The organism is Gordonia sp. Swx-4 (genome assembly GCF_030316175.1).
Lineage (GTDB): Bacteria > Actinomycetota > Actinomycetes > Mycobacteriales > Mycobacteriaceae > Gordonia > Gordonia alkanivorans.
This window is the reverse complement of sequence record NZ_CP128197.1, coordinates 2,151,443-2,170,362: the sequence shown is the minus strand read 5'-3', so window position 1 is coordinate 2,170,362 and position 18,920 is coordinate 2,151,443. Positions and strand designations below refer to the sequence as shown.

Genomic DNA, 18,920 nt, shown 5'->3' with positions numbered 1-18,920 from the left:
TCGGCGGTCCGGCCCTCGTGTCAGCGGAGGCGGGCGCCCACTCGTTCGGCGGCGGCGTCGACCGCGGCCAGCTTCGCGGCGTTGGCCTCGTCCTCCGTGAGCGTGCGATCACTCGCGCGGAAGCGCAGCGAGAACGTCAGCGACTTGTTGCCGTCGCCGACCTGCTCGCCGGTGAAGACGTCGAACAGGGCAATGGCCTCGAGCAGCTCACCCGCGCCGTCGCGCAGCGCCGACCGGACGTCGGCGGCCGGCACGTCGGCCGCGACCACCACGTTGACGTCCTGCAGGACGGCCGGGAACACCGACACCGCCGGAGCGGGCAGCACCTCGCGGAGCGGCAGGGCGTCGATGTCGATCTCGACCGCGCAGGCACGCTTGGGCAGGTGGGCGCGTTCGAGCACCGCCGGATGGAGCTCGCCTGCGTAGCCGACCGTGCGTCCGTCGACGGTCAGTCGGGCACAGCGGCCGGGATGCCACGGCCGGTGATCGGCGGCGGAGAGTTCGACCTCCACTCCCGCAGCACGCGCGATGGTGCGAGCCGCCTCGAAGGCGTCGAGGTAGTCGGCGGCACGTCCCGGACCCCACGGCCCCGCGGGGTCGCGCAGGCCGGTCAGGACGACGCCGACGTGCAGCGGCTGATGCGGCAGCGAGGCGTCGAGCGCCTCGATGTCCTCATCGGTGGGGCGCTGCGTCACGTCGAGCGCGGGGACGGGCGCAACGTGGTCACCGGCGATGACGACCTGACCGATGGTGAACAGCGACAGATCGCGCTGACCACGGGCGATGTTGCGCGCGGCCATCTCGAGCAGGCCCGGCAACAGCGTCGAGTTGAGTTCGGGCCGGTCCGACTCGAGCGGGTTGAGGACCTTGACGGTGCGGCGGCGCTCGTCATCGGCGGGCAGGTCCCAGAGGTCGAAGACCCCGGCCGGCATGAACGGGTACGGCAGAACCTCGACATAACCGTCGAGGGCGAGGGTGCGTCCGACGCTGCGACGGCGCCGCTGCACCGGCGTGAGGCCGGTGCCACCCGGAGCGCGCGGCACGACGGCCGGGATGTCCTCGAGACCTTCGAGCCGCAGCACCTCTTCGACGAGGTCGGCACGCTGCTTGAGGTCGGGACGCCACGACGGCGGGACGACGTCGAGGGTGTCGGTGCCGGTGACCACGCAACCGACCTCGGTGAGGCGCGCGGCGGTGGTGCCCGCCGGGTAGCTGATACCCGCGACACGATCGGGCTCGTCGGCGGCGATGCTGATCGCCGACGGGAGCGGCGTCGCGACGCGCGCCTCGGACAGCGGCGACGAGATGGTGCCACCGGCGATCTCGACGATGAGCTGGGCGGCGCGATCGGACGCGACCGCGGTGATCTCCGGGTCGACGATGCGCTCGAAGCGCTTGCTCGCCTCGGAGGTCAGCTTGTGGCGCTTGCCGGTGCGGAAGACGCGGACGGGGTCGAAGGTCGCCGACTCCAGCAGCACGGTGGTGGTCGAGTCGCCCACCTCGGTCGCGCCGCCGCCCATCACGCCCGCGAGGGCGATGGGTCCGGTCGCGTCGGCGATGACGACATCTTCGGGGTCGAGCACACGGTCGACCTCGTCGAGGGTGCGCAACTTCTCGCCCGGCTTCGCCGAGCGGACGGTGACGGTGCCGGTGATGCGGTCGGCGTCGAAAGCGTGCAGCGGCTGACCGAGTTCGATCATCACGTAGTTGGTGACGTCGACGATCGCCGAGATCGGTCGGATTCCGGCGACCAAGAGTCGCTTCTGCATCCACCACGGCGAGATCGCCTTCGGGTCGACGCCGGTGATCACGCGCGCGGTGTAGCGGGTGGCGCCGGAGCCGTCCTCGATGGCGACGGGCCACGGCGTGCCCTCCGCGGTGACGCCGGCTTCCACGACGCCCGGATCCACGAAGGGCACCTCGAAGCTGCTCGCCAGCTCGCGGCCGAGACCGCGGATCGAGAAGGCATATCCGCGGTCGGGGGTGACGTTGACGTCGATGGCGGCGTCGTCGAGTCCGAGGACCTCGCGGGCGTCGGCGCCGGGCTCGGCGGTTCCGGGGGCCAGCACCAGGATGCCGCTGTGGTCGTTGCCGATGCCCAGTTCCGAGACCGAGCAGATCATGCCGTCGGAGACGCGGCCGTAGGTCTTGCGCGAGGCGATCTCGAACGGGCCGGGCAGCACGGCACCGGGCAGTGCGGCGACGATCAGATCACCCACGGCGAAGTTCCGGGCGCCGCAGACGATGCCGCGCGGCTCGGCCTCACCGACCTCGACGGTGCAGAAGCGGATCGGCTTCTTGAACTCGGTGAGCTCCTCGATCGTCTCCACGCGACCGATCACCAGCGGTCCGGTGATCTCCGGGAACTTCTCGATGTCCTCGATCTCGAAACCGACGCGGACGAATCCCGCGTCGATCTCCTCGGTGGTCGCCGACCACTCCGGGTCGCCCGAGCGCAGGACCTCTGTGTACCAGGACTGTGGTGCACGCACTGTGTATCAACTACTTTCGTCGCGTCGTGGAAGTCTGAGGATGCGTGCCGGGCCGCTCAGGCGGCCGGACCGAACGGGAGGGTGAACCGGATGTCGCCCTCGACCATGTCGCGCATGTCGGAGATGTCGTTGCGGAACTGCAGGGTGCGTTCCAGGCCCATGCCGAAGGCGAAGCCGGAGTAGACGTCCGGGTCGATTCCGCTGGCGCGGAGCACGTTCGGGTTGACCATGCCGCAGCCGCCCCACTCGACCCAGCCGGGTCCGCCCTTCTTGGCGGGGAACCAGACGTCGACCTCGGCCGACGGTTCGGTGAACGGGAAGTACGACGCACGCATCCGCGTGGTGGTCTCCGGCCCGAACAGCGCACGGGCGAATGTCTCGAGGGTGCCGCGCAGGTTCGCCAGGGTCAGACCCTTGTCGACGGCGAGTCCCTCGATCTGGTGGAAGACCGGGGTGTGGGTGGCGTCGAGCTCGTCGGTGCGGAACGTGCGGCCGGGGCAGGCCACGTAGATCGGCAGGTCGCGGTTGAGCATGGAGCGCACCTGGACCGGCGAGGTGTGCGTGCGCAGCACCTGACGCGAGCCCTCGGGCGCGATGTAGAAGGTGTCCTGCATCGACCGTGCCGGGTGATCCGGCAGGAAGTTGAGAGCGTCGAAGTTGTGGTGTTCGGTCTCGACCTCGGGGCCCTCGGCGATCTCCCAGCCCATGCCGACGAAGACGTCGGCGACCTGCTCGGCGATCACGGTGATGGGATGGCGCGCGCCGACCGGGCGGCGGCCGCTGGGCAGGGTGACGTCGACCGACTCGGCGACGAGGACCGCCGCATCGCGTTCGGCTTCGAGGACCGCGGTCCGGAGTTCGAGCGACGCGGTGACCCGCCCGCGAACCTGGTTCACGAGCTTGCCGGCCGCCGAGCGCTCTTCCTTCGGCAGGCTGCCGAGTGCGCGTCGGGCCAGCGCGATCGGTGAGCGGTCGCCGAGGTGCGCGGACTTCGCCGCGGACAGCTGCTCGAGGTCGGCCGCCGCCTCGAAGGCCTCGATGGCCGACGCCGCGGCCGCCTCGAGGTCGTCGGGTCCGGGGAATACCGTTTCGTCGGCGGAAGTGGCCACGGTCGGCGAGCTCCTCATGCGTGGGTCGGTGGATGGACGCGTCCTCGTCACGCGCCAGGGCTGCTCGGGCGCGGAAAACCGGCTCGGGACGACCGTCAACGGCGGCGATGACTCTCATCGAGGGTAGTCGACCGCCGCGACGCACTGACCTGCAGGGAGGCGTCGTCTCCGGGAACCGCGTCTCCCCCGCCTCGCGCAGCGGGTCGAAGAGCGAGGACACGACCCGTCACCGCACATCCGATCCCGGAAATCAGCCACCCGATGCCGTCGCCGAGCAGGCCGTACCGCGACACCATCAGGACCGCGATGCCGAGGCACACCAGCGCGGCCAGCAGGGTCAGGTCCCGCGCGCGTCCCGCTCGCCGGGCGACGGGGCCGTCCCACCACGGCAGCGGCCGGTTCTCCAGCGGAGACAGCATCACGACGACGGGCACCATGAGCGCGAGGAGCAGCATCGTCTGGACGCCGACGACGATCGGGAACGACGCGGACTGCACGTCGGCACGGTCCAGGCCCGTCACCGCGCCCAGGACGATGACCGCGGCGAGCACCGGCAGGTGCCAGAGGTACAGCGTCATCGCGCCGCGATTGCCGAGGACGACCCACCACCAGACCCGCGGACGTCCGGCGATCGTCGCCAGTACCCGGCGGACGGCAACGGCACCTGCGCAGAGCACGATCGCGTGACCGGCGAGGAGCAGGCTGGGCGGACTCATGTTGGACAGCTGCTGCCCCGGCACGGTCACGAGCGAGATCTCGTACGGACCCCGGTGCACGAGCCCGGTGTCGAGGATCAGGGCACCGATGGACACGGCCGCGGCGGTCCCCGGACGCAGGATCTGCTTGGCGTAGGCGACTCCGAGCACGGCGGGGATCGTCCACACGGTGAGGAAGTTCAGATAGCCCAGCCACGACGGGCCGGCGTGGAGCCGGATGGCGTCGATGAGTGCCGTACTCCCCCAGCATGTTCCGAGCGCCAAGAACACGTGGAGAGGCGTGCGGATCCGCTGTAGCAGCGGGACGACGGCCAGCACGAGGAGATACGCACCGAGGAACCACAGCAGTTGAACGCCGAGTCGCGCGACTACGTCGGCCGCGGCGTCCAGGCCGGCGGTCGTCAGCCCGGCCAGCACCACCAGCACCACTCCCAGATACCAGCCGAGCGGTCGGAGAAGACGCTGGGTGCGGGTGAACAGCCAGTGCCCCGCGGCGGGAGGGTCGTCGGATGCCCGCGACATCCAGCCATGCGTCGACGCCGCGGCGCCTGCGAAGAAGAACAGCGGCAGCACCTGGAGCAGCCAGGTGGCCGGCTGCAGGATCGGTACCTCGCCGAGGGTGTTGCCGAGGCGGATCGCACCGTCGGAGGTGTCGACGGTCAGCATGATCGAGTGACCGACGACCACCACGAGCAACGAGCAGATGCGGATGAGGTCGACGACCCGGTCGCGGTCGCCGGTGAGCGCCGCCAGTTCGTGTGGCGTCGGCAGCCTTTCCGCCGGCTTTCCGGCGGTCGGTCGAGCGGAGGTCGTGAGCATTCATCGAGTCTCGCCAGGAGCGTCCCGCCGGGCCTGAGCAGAATTACTCGGTCGGGGGCGGCAATCCCCGCAGCACTCGCGTGTGGCACATGTCACGGGCCGCCGGAAAGCTCTCCGGTTGCCCACGCGCACGGGTAGAGACGAAGAGATGAAGCCCTCCAGCATCACCCAGTTGCGCGGCGACGGTATCCGGCTCGCCGCCGACATCTGGGAACCCTCCGGCCCGCCGACCGGCACCGCACTGCTGCTGCACGGAGGTGGACAGACCCGGCACTCGTGGCAGCGGACCGGTGCCCGCCTCGCCGAGCACGGCTGGCGCGCTCTGACCATCGACGCCCGCGGCCACGGCGACAGCGAATGGCCCGACGACGCCGACTACAGCAACGGTGCGCACGCCCGCGACCTGCGGCAGATCGTCGACGACCTGGGTGAACCGCCGGTACTGATCGGTGCCTCGATGGGCGGGCTGGCGTCCCTGCACGCTGCGGGTCACGACCCGTCCATCGCACGGGCGCTGGTCCTCGTCGACATCACGCCCACCGCCGAACCCGAGGGGATCGCCAAGATCACCGGCTTCATGCGCGACGGACTCACCGGCTTCGACAGTCTCCAGGACGCCCTCGACGCCGTCGTCGCCTACAACCCGCACCGGAGTCGCCCGCCCCGGATCGAGGGGCTCCGCAAGAACCTCCGCGAGCGCGACGGCCGCTGGTACTGGCATTGGGACCCGCGAATGCTCGCGCCGCGCGACCACATGGAGCGGACGGCCGCCGAACGCGAGGAACGTGCACGGGAGGCCGCTCGGGCGGTGCGGGTGCCGACCCTGCTCATCCGGGGCAAACAGTCCGACGTTGTCAGCGACGAGGGCGCACGGGAACTCCTCGAACTGATCCCCGGTGCCCGCTACATCGACGTCACCGGCGCCGGCCACATGGTCAGCGGTGATGACAACGACGTCCTGAGTAGCGGTCTGATCGATTTCCTCGACGATCTCGTGAGCACCGAATCCCGCTGAAACGCAACGGTCCCGGCACGCGAAGCGCCGGGACCGTCGACGTGAGAACTACTTGCCGAAGCCGGCGCGCTTGAGCGCGTCGGCCATCGCACCGCTCGGCGCCGGCCGGCGGTCGTTGCGGTTGTTGCCGCCGCCGCGGTTGCCCTGGTTGCCGCGACCGCCCTGGCCGCCCTGGCCGCCACGCTGATCGTTGCGGCGTCCCTGGCCTCCGCCCCCACCGCGGTTGCCGCGCTCGTTGTCGCTGCGCGGCGCACGAGTGCCGCCCTTGCCGCCGGAGTTGCCGGTCCCCGGCTCGTCGTCGAGGCGAAGCGACAGTCCGATCCGCTTGCGTTCGACGTCGACGTCCATGACCTTCACCTTCACGATGTCGCCGGACTTCACGACCTCGTGCGGGTCGGACACGAAGCGGTGGGCCATCGCCGACACATGGACCAGGCCGTCCTGGTGGACGCCCACGTCGACGAAGGCGCCGAAGGCCGCCACGTTGGTGACCTGACCTTCCAGCACCATGCCGGGCGTGAGGTCGGAGACTTTCTCGATCCCGGCGGCGAAGGTCGCCGTCTTGAACTCGGGGCGCGGGTCGCGACCCGGCTTGTCGAGCTCGGCGATGATGTCGATGACGGTCGGACGACCGAAGGTCTCGTCGACGAAGTCGTCGGGACGCAGCTTGGTGAGGGTGGCGGTGTCACCGATCAGCGAGCGGACGTCGGCGCCGACCTTGTCGAGAATGCGGGTGACGACCGGGTAGGCCTCCGGGTGCACGCTGGACGCGTCGAGCGGGTTGTCGCCGTCGGTGATCCGGAGGAAGCCGGCACACTGCTCGAACGCCTTGGGCCCGAGGCGCGGCACATCGGTGATCTGCTTGCGGCTGCGGAAGGCCCCGTTCGAGTCACGGTGCGCGACAATGGATTCCGCAAGTCCGGCGGTGATGCCGGAGACGCGGGAAAGCAGCGGCACCGATGCGGTGTTCACGTCCACACCCACCGCGTTCACCGCATCCTCGACCACGGCGCCGAGCGACCGGGCGAGCAGCGTCTCGGAGACGTCGTGCTGGTACTGGCCGACGCCGATCGACTTGGGATCGATCTTCACCAGTTCCGCGAGCGGGTCCTGCAGGCGGCGGGCGATCGACACGGCGCCACGGATCGACACGTCGAGGTCGGGCAGTTCCTTCGAGGCGTACGCCGACGCCGAGTACACCGATGCCCCGGCCTCCGAGACCACGACGCTCGTCGGCGGCTTCTTACCGGAGTCCTTGATCGCGGCGATCAGTTCGCCGGCCAGGGCGTCGGTCTCCCGCGACGCGGTGCCGTTGCCGATCGCGATCAGATCGACGCCGTGCTTCTGGACGAGCGCACCCAGCACCGCCAGCGCACCGGCCTTGTCGCGACGCGGCTCGTGCGGATAGATGGTGGCCGTGTCGACGACCTTGCCGGTCTCGTTGACCACGGCCACCTTCACGCCGGTCCGCAGGCCGGGGTCGAGGCCCATCGTGGTGCGGGCGCCGGCCGGGGCGGCCAGGAGCAGGTCCTTGAGGTTGGTGGCGAAGACGGCCACCGCGTCGGCCTCGGCGGCCTGGCGCAGACGCATCCGGACGTCGAGCGAGAGTCCGACGAACAGCTTGGTGCGCCACGCCCAGCGGACGGTGTCGGCGAGCCAGCGGTCGGCGGGACGGCCCTGATCGGAGATCCCGAACCGGGCAGCGATGCGCTGCTCGTAGGGACCGGGTCCGGCCGGACGATCGGCCGCCTCGGGATCGGCGTCGAGGGTGACCGAGAGGATCTCCTCGCGTTCTCCGCGAAGCACCGCGAGCACCCGGTGCGACGGGATCGAGGTGAAGGGTTCGGAGAAGTCGAAGTAGTCGGCGAACTTGGCGCCGGCCGCCTCCTTGCCCTCGCGGACGGCAGTCCGCAGCACGCCGGTCTGCCACATCAGTTCACGCAGTTCACCGACCAGGTCGGCATCCTCGGCGAACCGCTCGACGGCGATCGCGCGGGCGCCGTCGAGCTGTTCGGCGGTGAAGGTCGACGGATCGGTGGTCGGATCCGACAGCAGCGCGTCGGCCACCGGCTCGTGCCCGGCCTCGCGGGCGATCTGGGCCTTGGTGCGGCGCTTGGGCTTGTACGGCAGGTAGATGTCCTCGAGGCGGGCCTTGGTGTCGGCCGCGAGGATTCGTGCGTCGAGTTCGGCGTCGAGCTTGCCCTGTGCGGCGATCGACTCGCGGACCGACTGACGCCGGGCCTCGAGGTCGCGCAGGTATCCGAGACGCTCGTCGAGGGTGCGCAGTTGGGTGTCGTCGAGACCGCCGGTCACCTCTTTGCGGTACCGGGCGACGAACGGGACGGTCGACCCGCCGTCGAGTAGTTCGATCGCGGCCCGGACCTGTCCGACGCCGACGCCGAGTTCGGTGGCGATCGCCGACGCGATGCGGGCGTTCACGACCGCGGGGTCGGGGGTGGGCACCGTCTGCGGGGTCGCGGCATCCGATGGGGCGGGGACTGCGGGAGCGGACTCGGGCTGGGGCACGGACGCGGGTGACACGGTTTCTGACACGATCGCCGACCCTACCGGCCGCCTCGGACAGCTGTCAGCCGCGACCCACCGCATTGTGGACACGCGCACTCTCGTACAGACAGATCGCTGCCGCGGCGGCGACGTTGAGACTCTCCGCGCGACCGCGGATGGGGATGGACACCCGGTGGTCGGCGGCCGCCTGGATGTCGGCGGACAGGCCGTGGGCCTCGTTACCGAAGAGCCAGCCGACCCGGCCGGACAACACCTCGGCGGCGTGATCGAGGTTCACCTCGCCGTCGGCGGCCGTCGCGAGCAGCGAGATGCCGGCGCCGGCGATGGCGTCGAGACCCTCGGTCAGGGCGCGCTGACGCACCACCGGCACGGTGAACACGCTCCCGGCGCTCGCGCGGACGCACTTGCCGTTGTGGGGATCGACGGCGTCACCGAGCAGCACGACCGCATCGGCGCCCATCGCGTCGGCGCATCGGATGAGGGTTCCGGCGTTGCCGGGTTCCCGCGGTTCGACGGCGATCGCGAGGAGCCGCGGCTCGTCGGCGAGGACGGCCTCGAGCGGCACGTCGAGGAGCGGGCAGACAGCGAAGATCCCGGGCGGGGTCGAGGTCTCCGCGAGCTTCGACGCCGCACGGGCGGAGATCACGAGAACCGGGACGCCGGCCGCCTCCGCGGCGGCGGTGATCCCCTGATGCCGGAGCTGGTCCTCGTCGGCGACCAGCACCACCTCGGCGCGGTCGACCGCGAGAGCCGAGGACACCGAGTTGGCCCCCTCGGCGAGGAAACGCCCCTGCTCACGCCGCTCGGCAGCGCGATGGAGCTTCGCATACGACACGACCCGCGAGGATCGCTCGGACAGGATCTCCGTCATCGGATCATCCCTCGGGCGACTCGCGGGTCGTGTGTGGTGTGGCGCAATCAGGCAGCCGGGGCGTTGACGTCGGCCGGCAGGGCCTTGCGGGCGACCTCGACCAGGCCGGTGAAGGCCTCGGGATCGGTCACCGCGATGTCGGCGAGCACCTTGCGGTCGACCTCGACACCAGCGGCCTTGAGGCCCTGGATGAAGCGGTTGTAGGTGATGTCGTTGGCGCGGGCCGCAGCGTTGATACGCGCGATCCACAGCTTCCGGAACTCACCCTTGCGGGCGCGACGGTCCCGGTAGGCATAGGTCATCGAGTGGAGCTGCTGCTCCTTGGCCTTGCGGTAGAGGCGCGACCGCTGGCCGCGGTAGCCCTTCGAGGCCTCGAGGGTGGACCGACGCTTCTTCTGGGCGTTCACTGCCCTTTTCACGCGTGCCATGTGTTAAATCCTTTTGCTTGTCAGAGGTCAGGGTTCGCGCGCGTCAGATGTTCAGCAGGCGCTTGATGCGAGGGGCGTCGTTCTCGCTGACGACGGTGGTGCCGTCGAGACGACGGGTGCGCTTGGAGGGCTTGTGCTCCAGCAGGTGGCGGCGGTTGGCCTTCTGACGGACGATCTTGCCGCTGCCGGTCACCTTGAATCGCTTCGCGGTGCCCTTGTGGGTCTTGCTCTTAGGCATGTCTTTCCTTCTGTCGGGCGAACTCCGGCAGCCGAACCTGATCAGGTCCGGCTGGCATCCGGGTTCACGTCTCGTGATCTCGGCCGGGACGGGGCCTTCGCCTGCGTCCGGCCGAACGGCTCAGCTCTCGTCCGGCGCGTTCTTCGGGCCGCCGGAACGTTCGCGGCTCTCTTGCGCCTTCTGGCGGGTCTTCGCGCCCTTGTGCGGGGCGAGGACCATCGTCATATTGCGACCGTCCTGCTTGGCCGAGGTCTCGACGAAGCCGTAGTCGGCGACATCGTTGCCCAGGCGCTGCAACAGGCGGTAGCCGAGCTCAGGACGGGACTGCTCGCGGCCGCGGAACATGATGGTCACCTTCACCTTTGACCCCGCCTCGAGGAACCGGACGACGTGACCCTTCTTGGTCTCGTAGTCGTGGTCGTCGATCTTGGGTCGGAGCTTCTGCTCCTTGATGACGGTCATCTGCTGATTGCGACGCGATTCGCGCTGCTTCTGGGCCGCTTCGTACTTGAACTTGCCGTAGTCCATGATCTTGCATACCGGCGGACGGGCGTCGGGAGCCACCTCGACGAGGTCGAGGTCGGCTTCATAAGCCAAGCGAAGCGCATCTTCAACACGCACGATGCCCACCTGCTCCGAGTTGGGTCCGACGAGTCGGACCTCAGGGACGCGGATGCGCTCGTTGATGCGGGTCTCAGTGCTGATGGGGCCTCCTAGTTCAATCCTGCAGTGGTAACCGTCGCGTCGTGGCGAGGGTCGTGTGCAGGAGAACAGCGCAAACCTCAGCAAACGAGCCCCGGGACAGTTGTCCGCGGGGCTCCGATACCGACCGATTCTCCTACTGCGCCCAAGGGCACAGCGCGGCCGATGTCGCCGGTCGCATCGACGAGGATGCGATCTGCGACGATCGGCGTGAACCGGACCGTACAACTGCGGTGATCTCGCGGGGCGAGCACTGCGTCGAACGGTGGGAGCGGAACTCCACTTACGACCCCGGCGCATACCAGGGCGGTCGTGCTATGGGAGTCTAACAGCCATGGCCGAGAACCCCAATTCGTCACCAGCACCGACACCCCAGGAGGGTGCGACGGGTAGTGGCGCCGACATCGATGATGCGGCACGCACTGACCGCGACAACGTCCGTGACCTGGGAGATATTCCGGCCATCGAGGTCATCACCCGTTCCGTCGTGATGCTCATGAGTGCCGCCGCCGAGAAGCTCGGCCTGGCCGAGGGCACCTCCGAAGACCGGATCGACCTGCCCGAGGCCCGGACCCTCATCACCGCGCTGGCCGGTCTTGTCGACGCGTCGAAGGCTGACCTGGGCATCCACGCCGCACCCATCCGCGACGGCCTCAAGGGCCTGCAGCTCGCCTTCCGCGAGGCCAGCGCCTACCCCGACGAGCCCGGCGAGGGTCCCGGCGAGAAGTACACCGGTCCGGTCCGCGCCCCGAAGAAGTAGGACCGCGGCCCCGCGCCGCTCTACCCTGGTCACATGACGAATCCCGGAGAATCCGACCCGACGAGCACAGCGTCGGAAAGCGCCTCGTCGGACGACACCATCGACGCCGAGATCGTGTACACCGGGCCGGTGCCGGGAACCCTGCCCGATCCCGACTACACCGACAGCGGTGTCCCGACCTTCGACTTCGTCCGCGACAAGATCGAGAACCGCATCACCACCGCGATCGGCTCCCAGGAGCTCGCCGAGGCGAGTGCCGAGGGGCAGAGCGTCGACGAGATGATGCGCAAGCGCGACGAGGCCGCGAAGAAGCGCCTCGAGGAGATCCGGAAATCGATGGGCAAGTAGGAGTACACCCACTCCCCGACATCGCACATCGCCACCTCCGCCCAGATGCGCTACCTGTAAGTAGCTCCGCTGCAACGGAAGTGGCGATTCTCGTCAGGACGTGGCAGCGCCGGCCTCGTTGCTCAACAGCTCCCGGCACAGCAGGTCGACAACCCATTGCTCGATCCGCTCCGAGTTCCACCCCCTGTTCGCGAGGTGTGTCCAGGTCTCGTGACCGAACGCGAGCGAACACACGTCGCACGCCGTGTCGACGTCGATGCCCCCGCGGAGGGTTCCGGCCGGCCAACCCGTGAAGATCCGACGGCGCCCGTCATCGCCGCGACCCTCGCCGTCGCGGTAAGCGGTGGCGAGCACGTCGTTGGTGAGACTGCCCTCGTAGAGCAGCGCGACGATGTCGCCCGGACCGTCGAACATGCGTCGCCGATGACGGACCATGGCCCCGATCTGCTGCCGCGGCGACACACCGGGCGCCTGCAACTCCGCCACCAGCTGCGGCACGTCGGCCTCCTCGTCGACGAGATCGACGAGCGCGGTCGCGAGACCGGCCTTGTTGCCGAAGACCGCATAGACGGTCGGCTCGGCGACCCCCGCGGCTTTCGCGACCTCCTTGAGAGTGGTCTTGCTCCAACCCTTTTCGGCGAACAGTCGACGAGCCTCGGCCGCGAGTCGCGCACGGGTCTCACGCGCCTGGGCCTCACGACGCGGCGACGAGTATGTGCGTTTCCCTTGTCCCATCGGTGCGACCTCCCCTATATTCAGTGAGTCAGACTCAATCAACCGTGTACGACTCACCCAATCTAGGACCACTGATGAAGAATTCCAAACTCTCCGGATATGGGCTCGCACTCGGCGGATTGCTCGTCTGCGTCGGCGGGGCCTCACATCCGCACGGCCCGATGGACTCTCCCGAGAGTCATGTCATCGGAATGCTGGAAGACCCGACCTGGGTGCCGACCCACACGATCGCCCTGGTCGGAACCGCGATCATCGCGGCGTCGCTGATTGCCCTGGCACGTTCGGGCGTCCGACCGGCGAAGGTCACCCCGTATCTCGTGGTGGCGGCGGTCGGGGCGGCGCTCGCGACCATCGAGTACGTCCCGCACATCGCCGCGAAGCTCGAACTGGACGCCCTGAGAGCCGGCGAGGCGGCGCCCATCACGCGCACCCACGAGGTCCTGGCGGTGTACTCGGGGCCCGTCTTCGGATTCGGATCGGCACTGCTGGCACTCGTGGTCGCGATCACCGCCACCCGACGTCGGTCGCTGTGGGCGCTCGTCGCTATCCCGGGCATCGTCGGCGGGATCGCGGGCGGCCTCGCGGTACCCCTGCTCCTCGTGACCCGGGATGTCCAGATGACGCTCCTGTTCCCCGGCGTCGCGGGCGTCGCGGTCTTCTACATCCTGCTGGGCATCGGCGTGGCGAGGGGCGCGGTGCTCAGCACACCCGAACCCGACGACGCGCGGACCGAGGATCTCCCCGCCCCCAACCGGCCCGCCCGTACCCGCGCCTGCCTGACCCGAACGCAGAATCGCCACCTCCGAGCAGCCTCGCCAACTGTAAATGGCGCTGCCGCACCGGAAGTGGCGACTCTGCGTGAATTCGATCAGCCCGCCGAGGCGACCGTCTCGTCGACCTCGAGGATCTCGGACAGGAACTTGCCGGTGTGGCTTCCGGGCGCGACCGCGATGTCCTCGGGTGTGCCCTCGGCGACGACCGTGCCGCCGCCGCTGCCGCCCTCGGGTCCCATGTCGATGACCCAGTCGGCCGTCTTGATGACGTCGAGGTTGTGCTCGATGGTGATGACCGTGTTGCCCTTGTCGACGAGACCGTTGATCACCGCGAGGAGCTTCTTGATGTCCTCGAAGTGCAGGCCGGTGGTCGGTTCGTCGAGGATGTAGACGGTGCGGCCCATCGAGCGCTTCTGCAGCTCGGCAGCCAGCTTCACGCGCTGCGCCTCACCTCCCGACAGCGTCGGTGCCGGCTGTCCGAGGCGGACATATCCGAGGCCGACATCGTCGAGGGTCTTGAGGTAGCGGTGGATCGAGGTGACCGGCTCGAAGAAGTCCGCGGCCTCCTCGATGGGCATGTCGAGGACCTCGGCGATCGTCTTGCCCTTGTAGTGGACCTCGAGGGTCTCGCGGTTGTAGCGGGCACCGTGGCACACCTCGCACGGTACGTAGACGTCCGGCAGGAAGTTCATCTCGATCTTGATCGTGCCCTCGCCGGCGCAGGCCTCACAGCGGCCACCCTTGACGTTGAACGAGAACCGGCCCGGCTGGTAGCCGCGAACCTTGGCCTCGGTCGTGGCCGCAAAGAGGGTGCGGATCTTGTCGAAGACGCCGGTGTAGGTCGCCGGGTTGGAGCGCGGGGTGCGTCCGATCGGCGACTGGTCGACCTGCACGAGCTTGTCGAGGTTGTCGAGTCCCTTGATCCGCGTGTGGCGGCCGGGCACCTGACGCGCGCCGTTGAGCTTGTTGGCGAGCACGGTCGCGAGGATGTCGTTGACCAGCGTCGACTTGCCGGAACCTGACACACCGGTCACTGCCGTCATCACGCCGAGCGGGAACGACACCTCGATCCCGCGCAGGTTGTGCTCACGCGCACCGACGACGGTCAGCTGACGCTTGCGGTCGATCGGCCGGCGGATCTCCGGGATCGGCAGCGAGTCCCGGCCGGACAGGTACGCACCGGTCAGCGACTTCCGGTTCTTCAGCAGATCCTTGTAGCTGCCGCTGTGCACGACGTGACCGCCGTGTTCACCGGCCCGTGGACCGATGTCGACGATCCAGTCGGCGGACCGGATGGTGTCCTCGTCGTGCTCGACGACGATCAGCGTGTTGCCCAGGTCGCGGAGTCGGGTGAGGGTCTCGATCAGTCGACGGTTGTCGCGCTGGTGCAGACCGATCGACGGCTCGTCGAGGACGTAGAGGACGCCTGCGAGTCCGGAACCGATCTGCGTCGCGAGGCGGATGCGCTGGGCCTCACCACCCGACAGCGACCCGGCCGCACGCGACAGCGACAGGTACTCCAGGCCGACGTCGAGCAGGAATCGGATACGTGCCTGGACCTCTTTGAGCACCCGGCCGGCGATCGCGGCCTGACGCTCGTCGAGGTGGAGGTTGTCGAGGAAGTCCGCGCAGTCGGCCACCGAGAGCGCACAGACCTCGGCGATCGACTTCGGGCCGTACTCGGGATGGTCGAGGGTGACCGCGAGGATCTCCGGACGCAGGCGCGCGCCCTGGCAGGCGGGGCACGGGACGTCACGCATATACCCCTCGTAGCGTTCCTTCATCTGCTCGGACTCGGTCTGGTCCATCCGCCGGGCGAGGAACGACATGACGCCCTCGAACTCGGTGTAGTACGAGCGGGTGCGTCCGTAGCGGTTGCGGAACTTCACATGCACCTGGTGGTCGCTGCCGTTGAGCAACGCGCGACGCGCCTTGACCGGCAGCTTCTTCCACGGGGTGTCGACGTCGAAGCCCATCTGGTCGGCCAGGCCGGACATCAGGCGCAGGAAGTAGTCGGCGTTGTGTCCGGTCGACCACGGCGCGATCGCACCCTCGGAGAGGGTCATCTCGGGGTCGGGCACGACGAGTTCCTCGTCGACCTCCTTGCGCACACCGAGGCCGTCGCATTCGGGGCAGGCACCGTACGGCGAGTTGAACGAGAACGAACGCGGCTCGAGGTCGTCGATGGCGATCGGGTGGGCGTTGGGGCACGCCATCTTCTCGGAGAACCGGCGCTCGCGGTTCGGGTCGTCCTCCTCGAGGTCGACGAAGTCGAGCACGATGATGCCGTCGGCGAGACGCAGACCGGTCTCGACCGAATCGGTGAGGCGCTGCTTGGCACTGGCCTTCACGACGAGGCGGTCGACGACGACCTCGATGTCGTGCTTCTCCTGCTTCTTCAGCTTCGGCGGATCGGTCAGCTGGTGGACGACGCCGTCGATCCGGGCACGGGAGAAGCCCTGCGTCTGGAGTTCGGCGAACAGGTCGACGAACTCGCCCTTGCGGGTGCGGACCACCGGGGCGAGGACCTGGAACCGGGTGCCCTCCTCCATGGCGAGGACCTGGTCGACGATCTGCTGCGGCGTCTGCTTGGCGATCGCCTCGCCACAGATCGGACAGTGCGCCTTACCCGCGCGGGCGTAGAGCAGACGGAGGTAGTCGTAGACCTCGGTGATGGTGCCGACCGTCGACCGCGGGTTGCGGTTGGTCGACTTCTGGTCGATGGACACTGCCGGCGAAAGACCTTCGATGAAGTCGACGTCGGGCTTGTCCATCTGACCGAGGAACTGCCGGGCGTACGCCGAGAGCGACTCGACGTAGCGACGCTGGCCCTCGGCGAAGATCGTGTCGAAGGCGAGGGACGACTTGCCCGATCCCGACAACCCGGTGAACACGATGAGGCTGTCCCGAGGGAGGTCGACATCGATGCCCCGCAGGTTGTGTTCGCGGGCACCTCGGACGATCAGACGATCAACCACTGCAGTCCTAACATTCTTCTCGAGTCAGAGTCTTCTCAAACTCACCGGGGCGCACGGGTGGCGCATGGGCACCGTAACGACAGGCACCGACAATTGTGTTCCGTGAGCGTCGGCCCGGATGGGATTCGAGGCCCGAGCGCCGGACGATCGGTCTCGCCATCCGCACATACACCATCGGACCGATGTTCCACGATACCCGCGCCCCGTCCACGCCCGACCGTCGCGAGCGTCACACACCGGCCGAGCGGTGTCATAGCCTTGTCGCATGACCTCATCGACACCGATCAGCGACTCCTACACCGGCGATCTCTCCGAGTCGAAGACCCCGCAGCGACGCACCCTCGACTCGGCCACCATCGTCAAGCTGTCCGTCGGATCGATGGACAACAATGTGTACGTGGTGACCTCGAAGGCCACCGGCGACCAGCTGATCATCGACGCCGCCAACGACGCGGACACGATCATCGCCACTCTCGACGCCATCGGCGGGAAGCCCGCACTGATCTTCACGACGCACCAGCACTTCGACCATGTGCAGGCACTGGCCGCGGTGAGCGAACACACCGGCGTCCCCACCGCGGCCGGCCGATTCGACGCCCCCGAGTTGCCGGTCACCCCCGACCGTCTCGTCGACGACGGTGACGTGATCGAGGTCGGCGACCTCCGGTTCGAGGCGATCCACCTCGTCGGCCACACCCCCGGTTCCATCGCCCTCGCCCTGACCGACGGCGACACCGTCCACCTGTTCACCGGCGACTGCCTGTTCCCCGGTGGCATCGGCAAGACCTGGAAGTCCGAGGACTTCGAGACCCTCATCGAAGACGTCTCCACCAAGGTGTTCGACCGCTTCGGCGACTCGACGGTCGTCTATCCCGGACACGGCAAGGACACCACCTTGGGCGCCGAGCGTCCGTCGCTGCAGGAGTGGCGCGAACGCGGCTGGTGACGTCCCGCAACCCCACCCTCTTTCCGTAAACGCTCCCCCGCGAGGGCGGGCGGGTCTACGGAAAAGGGGTGGGTTTGCGCAGGTTTGGGCGTGGGCCTCTGCGGATACCTGACATCGGAAACGCTCTACCGATCGTGACCTCGGCAGTCCCGAAGTTCCCGAACGGATCACGAAGAGTCGATTCACCTGCATGTATCCGAAGGGCGGGTAGCGTTGATCAGGCCACAAATGCGCTGTATCCCGACGGATCTCGAACCGCACTCGATCGAAGAAGGTTGTGACCGATGATTCTCCGCCGTATCGCCCGCCCGCTCCTTGCGTCTGCGTTCGTCGCCAGTGGCGTCGACGCCATTCGGAGCCCGAAACCGATCGCGCAGTCCGCGGCGCCGCTCGTCGACAAGGCGCGCACCGCACTGCCGCCGGAGGTCGCAGACAAGGTCCCGGAGAACACCGAGACCTTGGTGCAGATCAACGCCGCGGCACAGATCGGTGGCGGCATCCTGCTGGCGACCGGCAAATTCCCGCGCCTCGCCTCGGTCGTGCTGGCCGGAACCCTGATCCCGACGACGGCCGCCGGCACGGACTTCTGGAACGAGGCCGACCCGGTCCGCAAGGAAGCCCAGCGCGACGCGTTCATCAGGAACATCGGTCTCCTCGGCGGCGTTCTGCTGGCCGCGGTGGACACCGAGGGCAAGCCGTCGCTCGCGTGGCGTGGCAAGCAGAAGGCCAGTGCCGTCGCCGCGGCACTCCCGATCGGCGCCGCCGCCGGCCACTCCACCTGGGACACCCTCGTCGAGCGCGGCCATGAGGGCGCCGAGATCGTCGGCGAGCGGTCAGCTGAAGCCGGTGACCTTCTGAGCAAGGGTGCACACGTCCTGTCGGAGCGTTCCGCGGAGTGGACGGCCGAGGCCGCCGCCAAGTTCCGCGAGCACGCTCCTGAACTGGCCGAGTCCGCGCAGAAGCGGTCGCTCGAGATCGCGGAGCGGGCCGCCGACACCGCGGCCGAGGTCGCCGACCGTCTGCGCGATCGTGCACCTGTGCTCGCCGACGCTGCCCTGGTCCGCTCGTCGACCCTGGCCGACGCCGCACTCGATCGATCGTCGGAACTGGCCGAGACCGCCCGCAAGCGGGGACCGAAGCTGGCCAAGCAGGCGCAGAAGCGCGCGAAGAAGGCCAAGAAGCAGGCGGCGAAGAACGCTCCGAAGTTCGCCGACGTGGCCCGCGACCGTTCGGCCGAGTTCGCCGACATTGCACGGGACCGCTCGGCCGAATTCGCCGAACTCGCGCGCGCCCGGTCGGCCGAGCTCGCCGAGTCCGCCCGCCATCTCGCGGCCGCTGCCGAGGAGACCGCGGCGTACACCGCAGACGAGGGCCGCAAGCGCTGGCGCAAGGCGCGCGGCTGACCGTCCTGCCCGGTAGCCGGATGCGAGTACGACGCTGAGCACCACCGACCACCACACGGAC

Annotated in this window: 15 protein-coding genes; 5 read left to right on the top strand and 10 right to left on the bottom strand. The window is 68.7% G+C overall.

The genetic code is table 11. From position 1 onward, the window contains the following. Nucleotides 1-20: 20 nt before the first annotated feature. The 3 genes from pheT to PWF70_RS09785 all read right to left on the bottom strand — a co-directional run bounded on the left by pheT (nucleotide 21) and on the right by PWF70_RS09785 (nucleotide 5,136). A complete protein-coding gene (pheT, locus tag PWF70_RS09795; RefSeq protein WP_035752215.1) occupies nucleotides 21-2,492 on the bottom strand; it encodes a phenylalanine--tRNA ligase subunit beta in 2,472 nt (823 codons plus the stop codon). A 56-nt stretch (nucleotides 2,493-2,548) separates the two neighbouring features. Beyond that, entirely contained in the window at nucleotides 2,549-3,601 is a 1,053-nt protein-coding gene (pheS, locus tag PWF70_RS09790; RefSeq protein ID WP_035752522.1) for a phenylalanine--tRNA ligase subunit alpha, read from the bottom strand. A 95-nt stretch (nucleotides 3,602-3,696) separates the two neighbouring features. Next, complete coding sequence (locus tag PWF70_RS09785; RefSeq protein WP_035752213.1) at nucleotides 3,697-5,136, bottom strand: acyltransferase family protein; 1,440 nt, start codon at nucleotides 5,134-5,136, stop codon at nucleotides 3,697-3,699. 148 nt (nucleotides 5,137-5,284) lie between these two features. On the opposite strand from PWF70_RS09785, the gene PWF70_RS09780 reads away from it, so the two are divergent. Next, nucleotides 5,285-6,151: an alpha/beta fold hydrolase gene (locus PWF70_RS09780; RefSeq protein WP_035752211.1), complete on the top strand. Its 867-nt coding sequence runs from the start codon at nucleotides 5,285-5,287 to the stop codon at nucleotides 6,149-6,151. 48 nt (nucleotides 6,152-6,199) lie between these two features. Here the strand turns inward: PWF70_RS09780 and PWF70_RS09775 are convergent, their stop codons facing one another. The 5 genes from PWF70_RS09775 to infC form a co-directional block, all read right to left on the bottom strand. Next, nucleotides 6,200-8,692 (bottom strand): Tex family protein, encoded by a 2,493-nt coding sequence (locus PWF70_RS09775; protein WP_035752210.1) that lies wholly within the window; start codon nucleotides 8,690-8,692, stop codon nucleotides 6,200-6,202. Nucleotides 8,693-8,738: 46 nt separating this feature from the next. Next, on the bottom strand, nucleotides 8,739-9,548 hold the full coding sequence (locus PWF70_RS09770; RefSeq protein WP_006360757.1) for a TrmH family RNA methyltransferase: 810 nt from the start codon (nucleotides 9,546-9,548) through the stop codon (nucleotides 8,739-8,741). Between the two features lie 47 nt (nucleotides 9,549-9,595). After that, nucleotides 9,596-9,976 carry a 50S ribosomal protein L20 gene (gene rplT, locus PWF70_RS09765; RefSeq protein WP_005178731.1) on the bottom strand — a complete coding sequence of 127 codons (381 nt, stop codon included), beginning with the start codon at nucleotides 9,974-9,976 and terminating at the stop codon, nucleotides 9,596-9,598. A 43-nt stretch (nucleotides 9,977-10,019) separates the two neighbouring features. Beyond that, nucleotides 10,020-10,214: a 50S ribosomal protein L35 gene (gene rpmI / locus PWF70_RS09760; RefSeq protein WP_006360758.1), complete on the bottom strand. Its 195-nt coding sequence runs from the start codon at nucleotides 10,212-10,214 to the stop codon at nucleotides 10,020-10,022. A gap of 120 nt (nucleotides 10,215-10,334) precedes the next feature. Continuing rightward, entirely contained in the window at nucleotides 10,335-10,988 is a 654-nt protein-coding gene (infC, locus tag PWF70_RS09755; protein ID WP_075864103.1) for a translation initiation factor IF-3, read from the bottom strand. A 262-nt stretch (nucleotides 10,989-11,250) separates the two neighbouring features. Here infC and PWF70_RS09750 point away from each other — a divergent pair, with 262 nt between their 5' ends. Both PWF70_RS09750 and PWF70_RS09745 read left to right on the top strand, forming a co-directional pair. Further along, the gene (locus tag PWF70_RS09750) at nucleotides 11,251-11,676 is read left to right on the top strand and encodes a DUF1844 domain-containing protein (RefSeq protein WP_035752206.1); all 426 of its coding nucleotides are present in this window, start codon (nucleotides 11,251-11,253) and stop codon (nucleotides 11,674-11,676) included. Between the two features lie 33 nt (nucleotides 11,677-11,709). Next, entirely contained in the window at nucleotides 11,710-12,024 is a 315-nt protein-coding gene (locus PWF70_RS09745; protein ID WP_035752203.1) for a hypothetical protein, read from the top strand. A gap of 93 nt (nucleotides 12,025-12,117) precedes the next feature. Here the strand turns inward: PWF70_RS09745 and PWF70_RS09740 are convergent, their stop codons facing one another. After that, a complete protein-coding gene (locus tag PWF70_RS09740; protein ID WP_035752200.1) occupies nucleotides 12,118-12,759 on the bottom strand; it encodes a TetR/AcrR family transcriptional regulator in 642 nt (213 codons plus the stop codon). A gap of 868 nt (nucleotides 12,760-13,627) precedes the next feature. After that, nucleotides 13,628-16,510 (bottom strand): excinuclease ABC subunit UvrA, encoded by a 2,883-nt coding sequence (gene uvrA, locus PWF70_RS09735; protein ID WP_035752194.1) that lies wholly within the window; start codon nucleotides 16,508-16,510, stop codon nucleotides 13,628-13,630. A 265-nt stretch (nucleotides 16,511-16,775) separates the two neighbouring features. Here uvrA and PWF70_RS09730 point away from each other — a divergent pair, with 265 nt between their 5' ends. Together PWF70_RS09730 and PWF70_RS09725 are read left to right on the top strand one after the other, a co-directional pair. Then, on the top strand, nucleotides 16,776-17,456 hold the full coding sequence (locus PWF70_RS09730; protein WP_035752191.1) for an MBL fold metallo-hydrolase: 681 nt from the start codon (nucleotides 16,776-16,778) through the stop codon (nucleotides 17,454-17,456). Nucleotides 17,457-17,740: 284 nt separating this feature from the next. Next, a complete protein-coding gene (locus tag PWF70_RS09725; protein ID WP_035752189.1) occupies nucleotides 17,741-18,859 on the top strand; it encodes a DoxX family protein in 1,119 nt (372 codons plus the stop codon). Nucleotides 18,860-18,920: the final 61 nt, after the last annotated feature.

Bases quoted from the DNA above. Each gene is read 5' to 3' on its own strand.
- PWF70_RS09730 (WP_035752191.1), top strand. From the start codon at position 16,776: ATGACCTCATCGACACCGATCAGCGACTCCTACACCGGCGATCTCTCC.
- PWF70_RS09750 (WP_035752206.1), top strand. From the start codon at position 11,251: ATGGCCGAGAACCCCAATTCGTCACCAGCACCGACACCCCAGGAGGGT.
- PWF70_RS09740 (WP_035752200.1), bottom strand. From the start codon at position 12,759: ATGGGACAAGGGAAACGCACATACTCGTCGCCGCGTCGTGAGGCCCAG.
- PWF70_RS09785 (WP_035752213.1), bottom strand. From the start codon at position 5,136: ATGCTCACGACCTCCGCTCGACCGACCGCCGGAAAGCCGGCGGAAAGG.
- PWF70_RS09780 (WP_035752211.1), top strand. From the start codon at position 5,285: ATGAAGCCCTCCAGCATCACCCAGTTGCGCGGCGACGGTATCCGGCTC.
- rpmI (WP_006360758.1), bottom strand. From the start codon at position 10,214: ATGCCTAAGAGCAAGACCCACAAGGGCACCGCGAAGCGATTCAAGGTG.
- PWF70_RS09725 (WP_035752189.1), top strand. From the start codon at position 17,741: ATGATTCTCCGCCGTATCGCCCGCCCGCTCCTTGCGTCTGCGTTCGTC.
- PWF70_RS09770 (WP_006360757.1), bottom strand. From the start codon at position 9,548: ATGACGGAGATCCTGTCCGAGCGATCCTCGCGGGTCGTGTCGTATGCG.
- PWF70_RS09745 (WP_035752203.1), top strand. From the start codon at position 11,710: ATGACGAATCCCGGAGAATCCGACCCGACGAGCACAGCGTCGGAAAGC.
- rplT (WP_005178731.1), bottom strand. From the start codon at position 9,976: ATGGCACGCGTGAAAAGGGCAGTGAACGCCCAGAAGAAGCGTCGGTCC.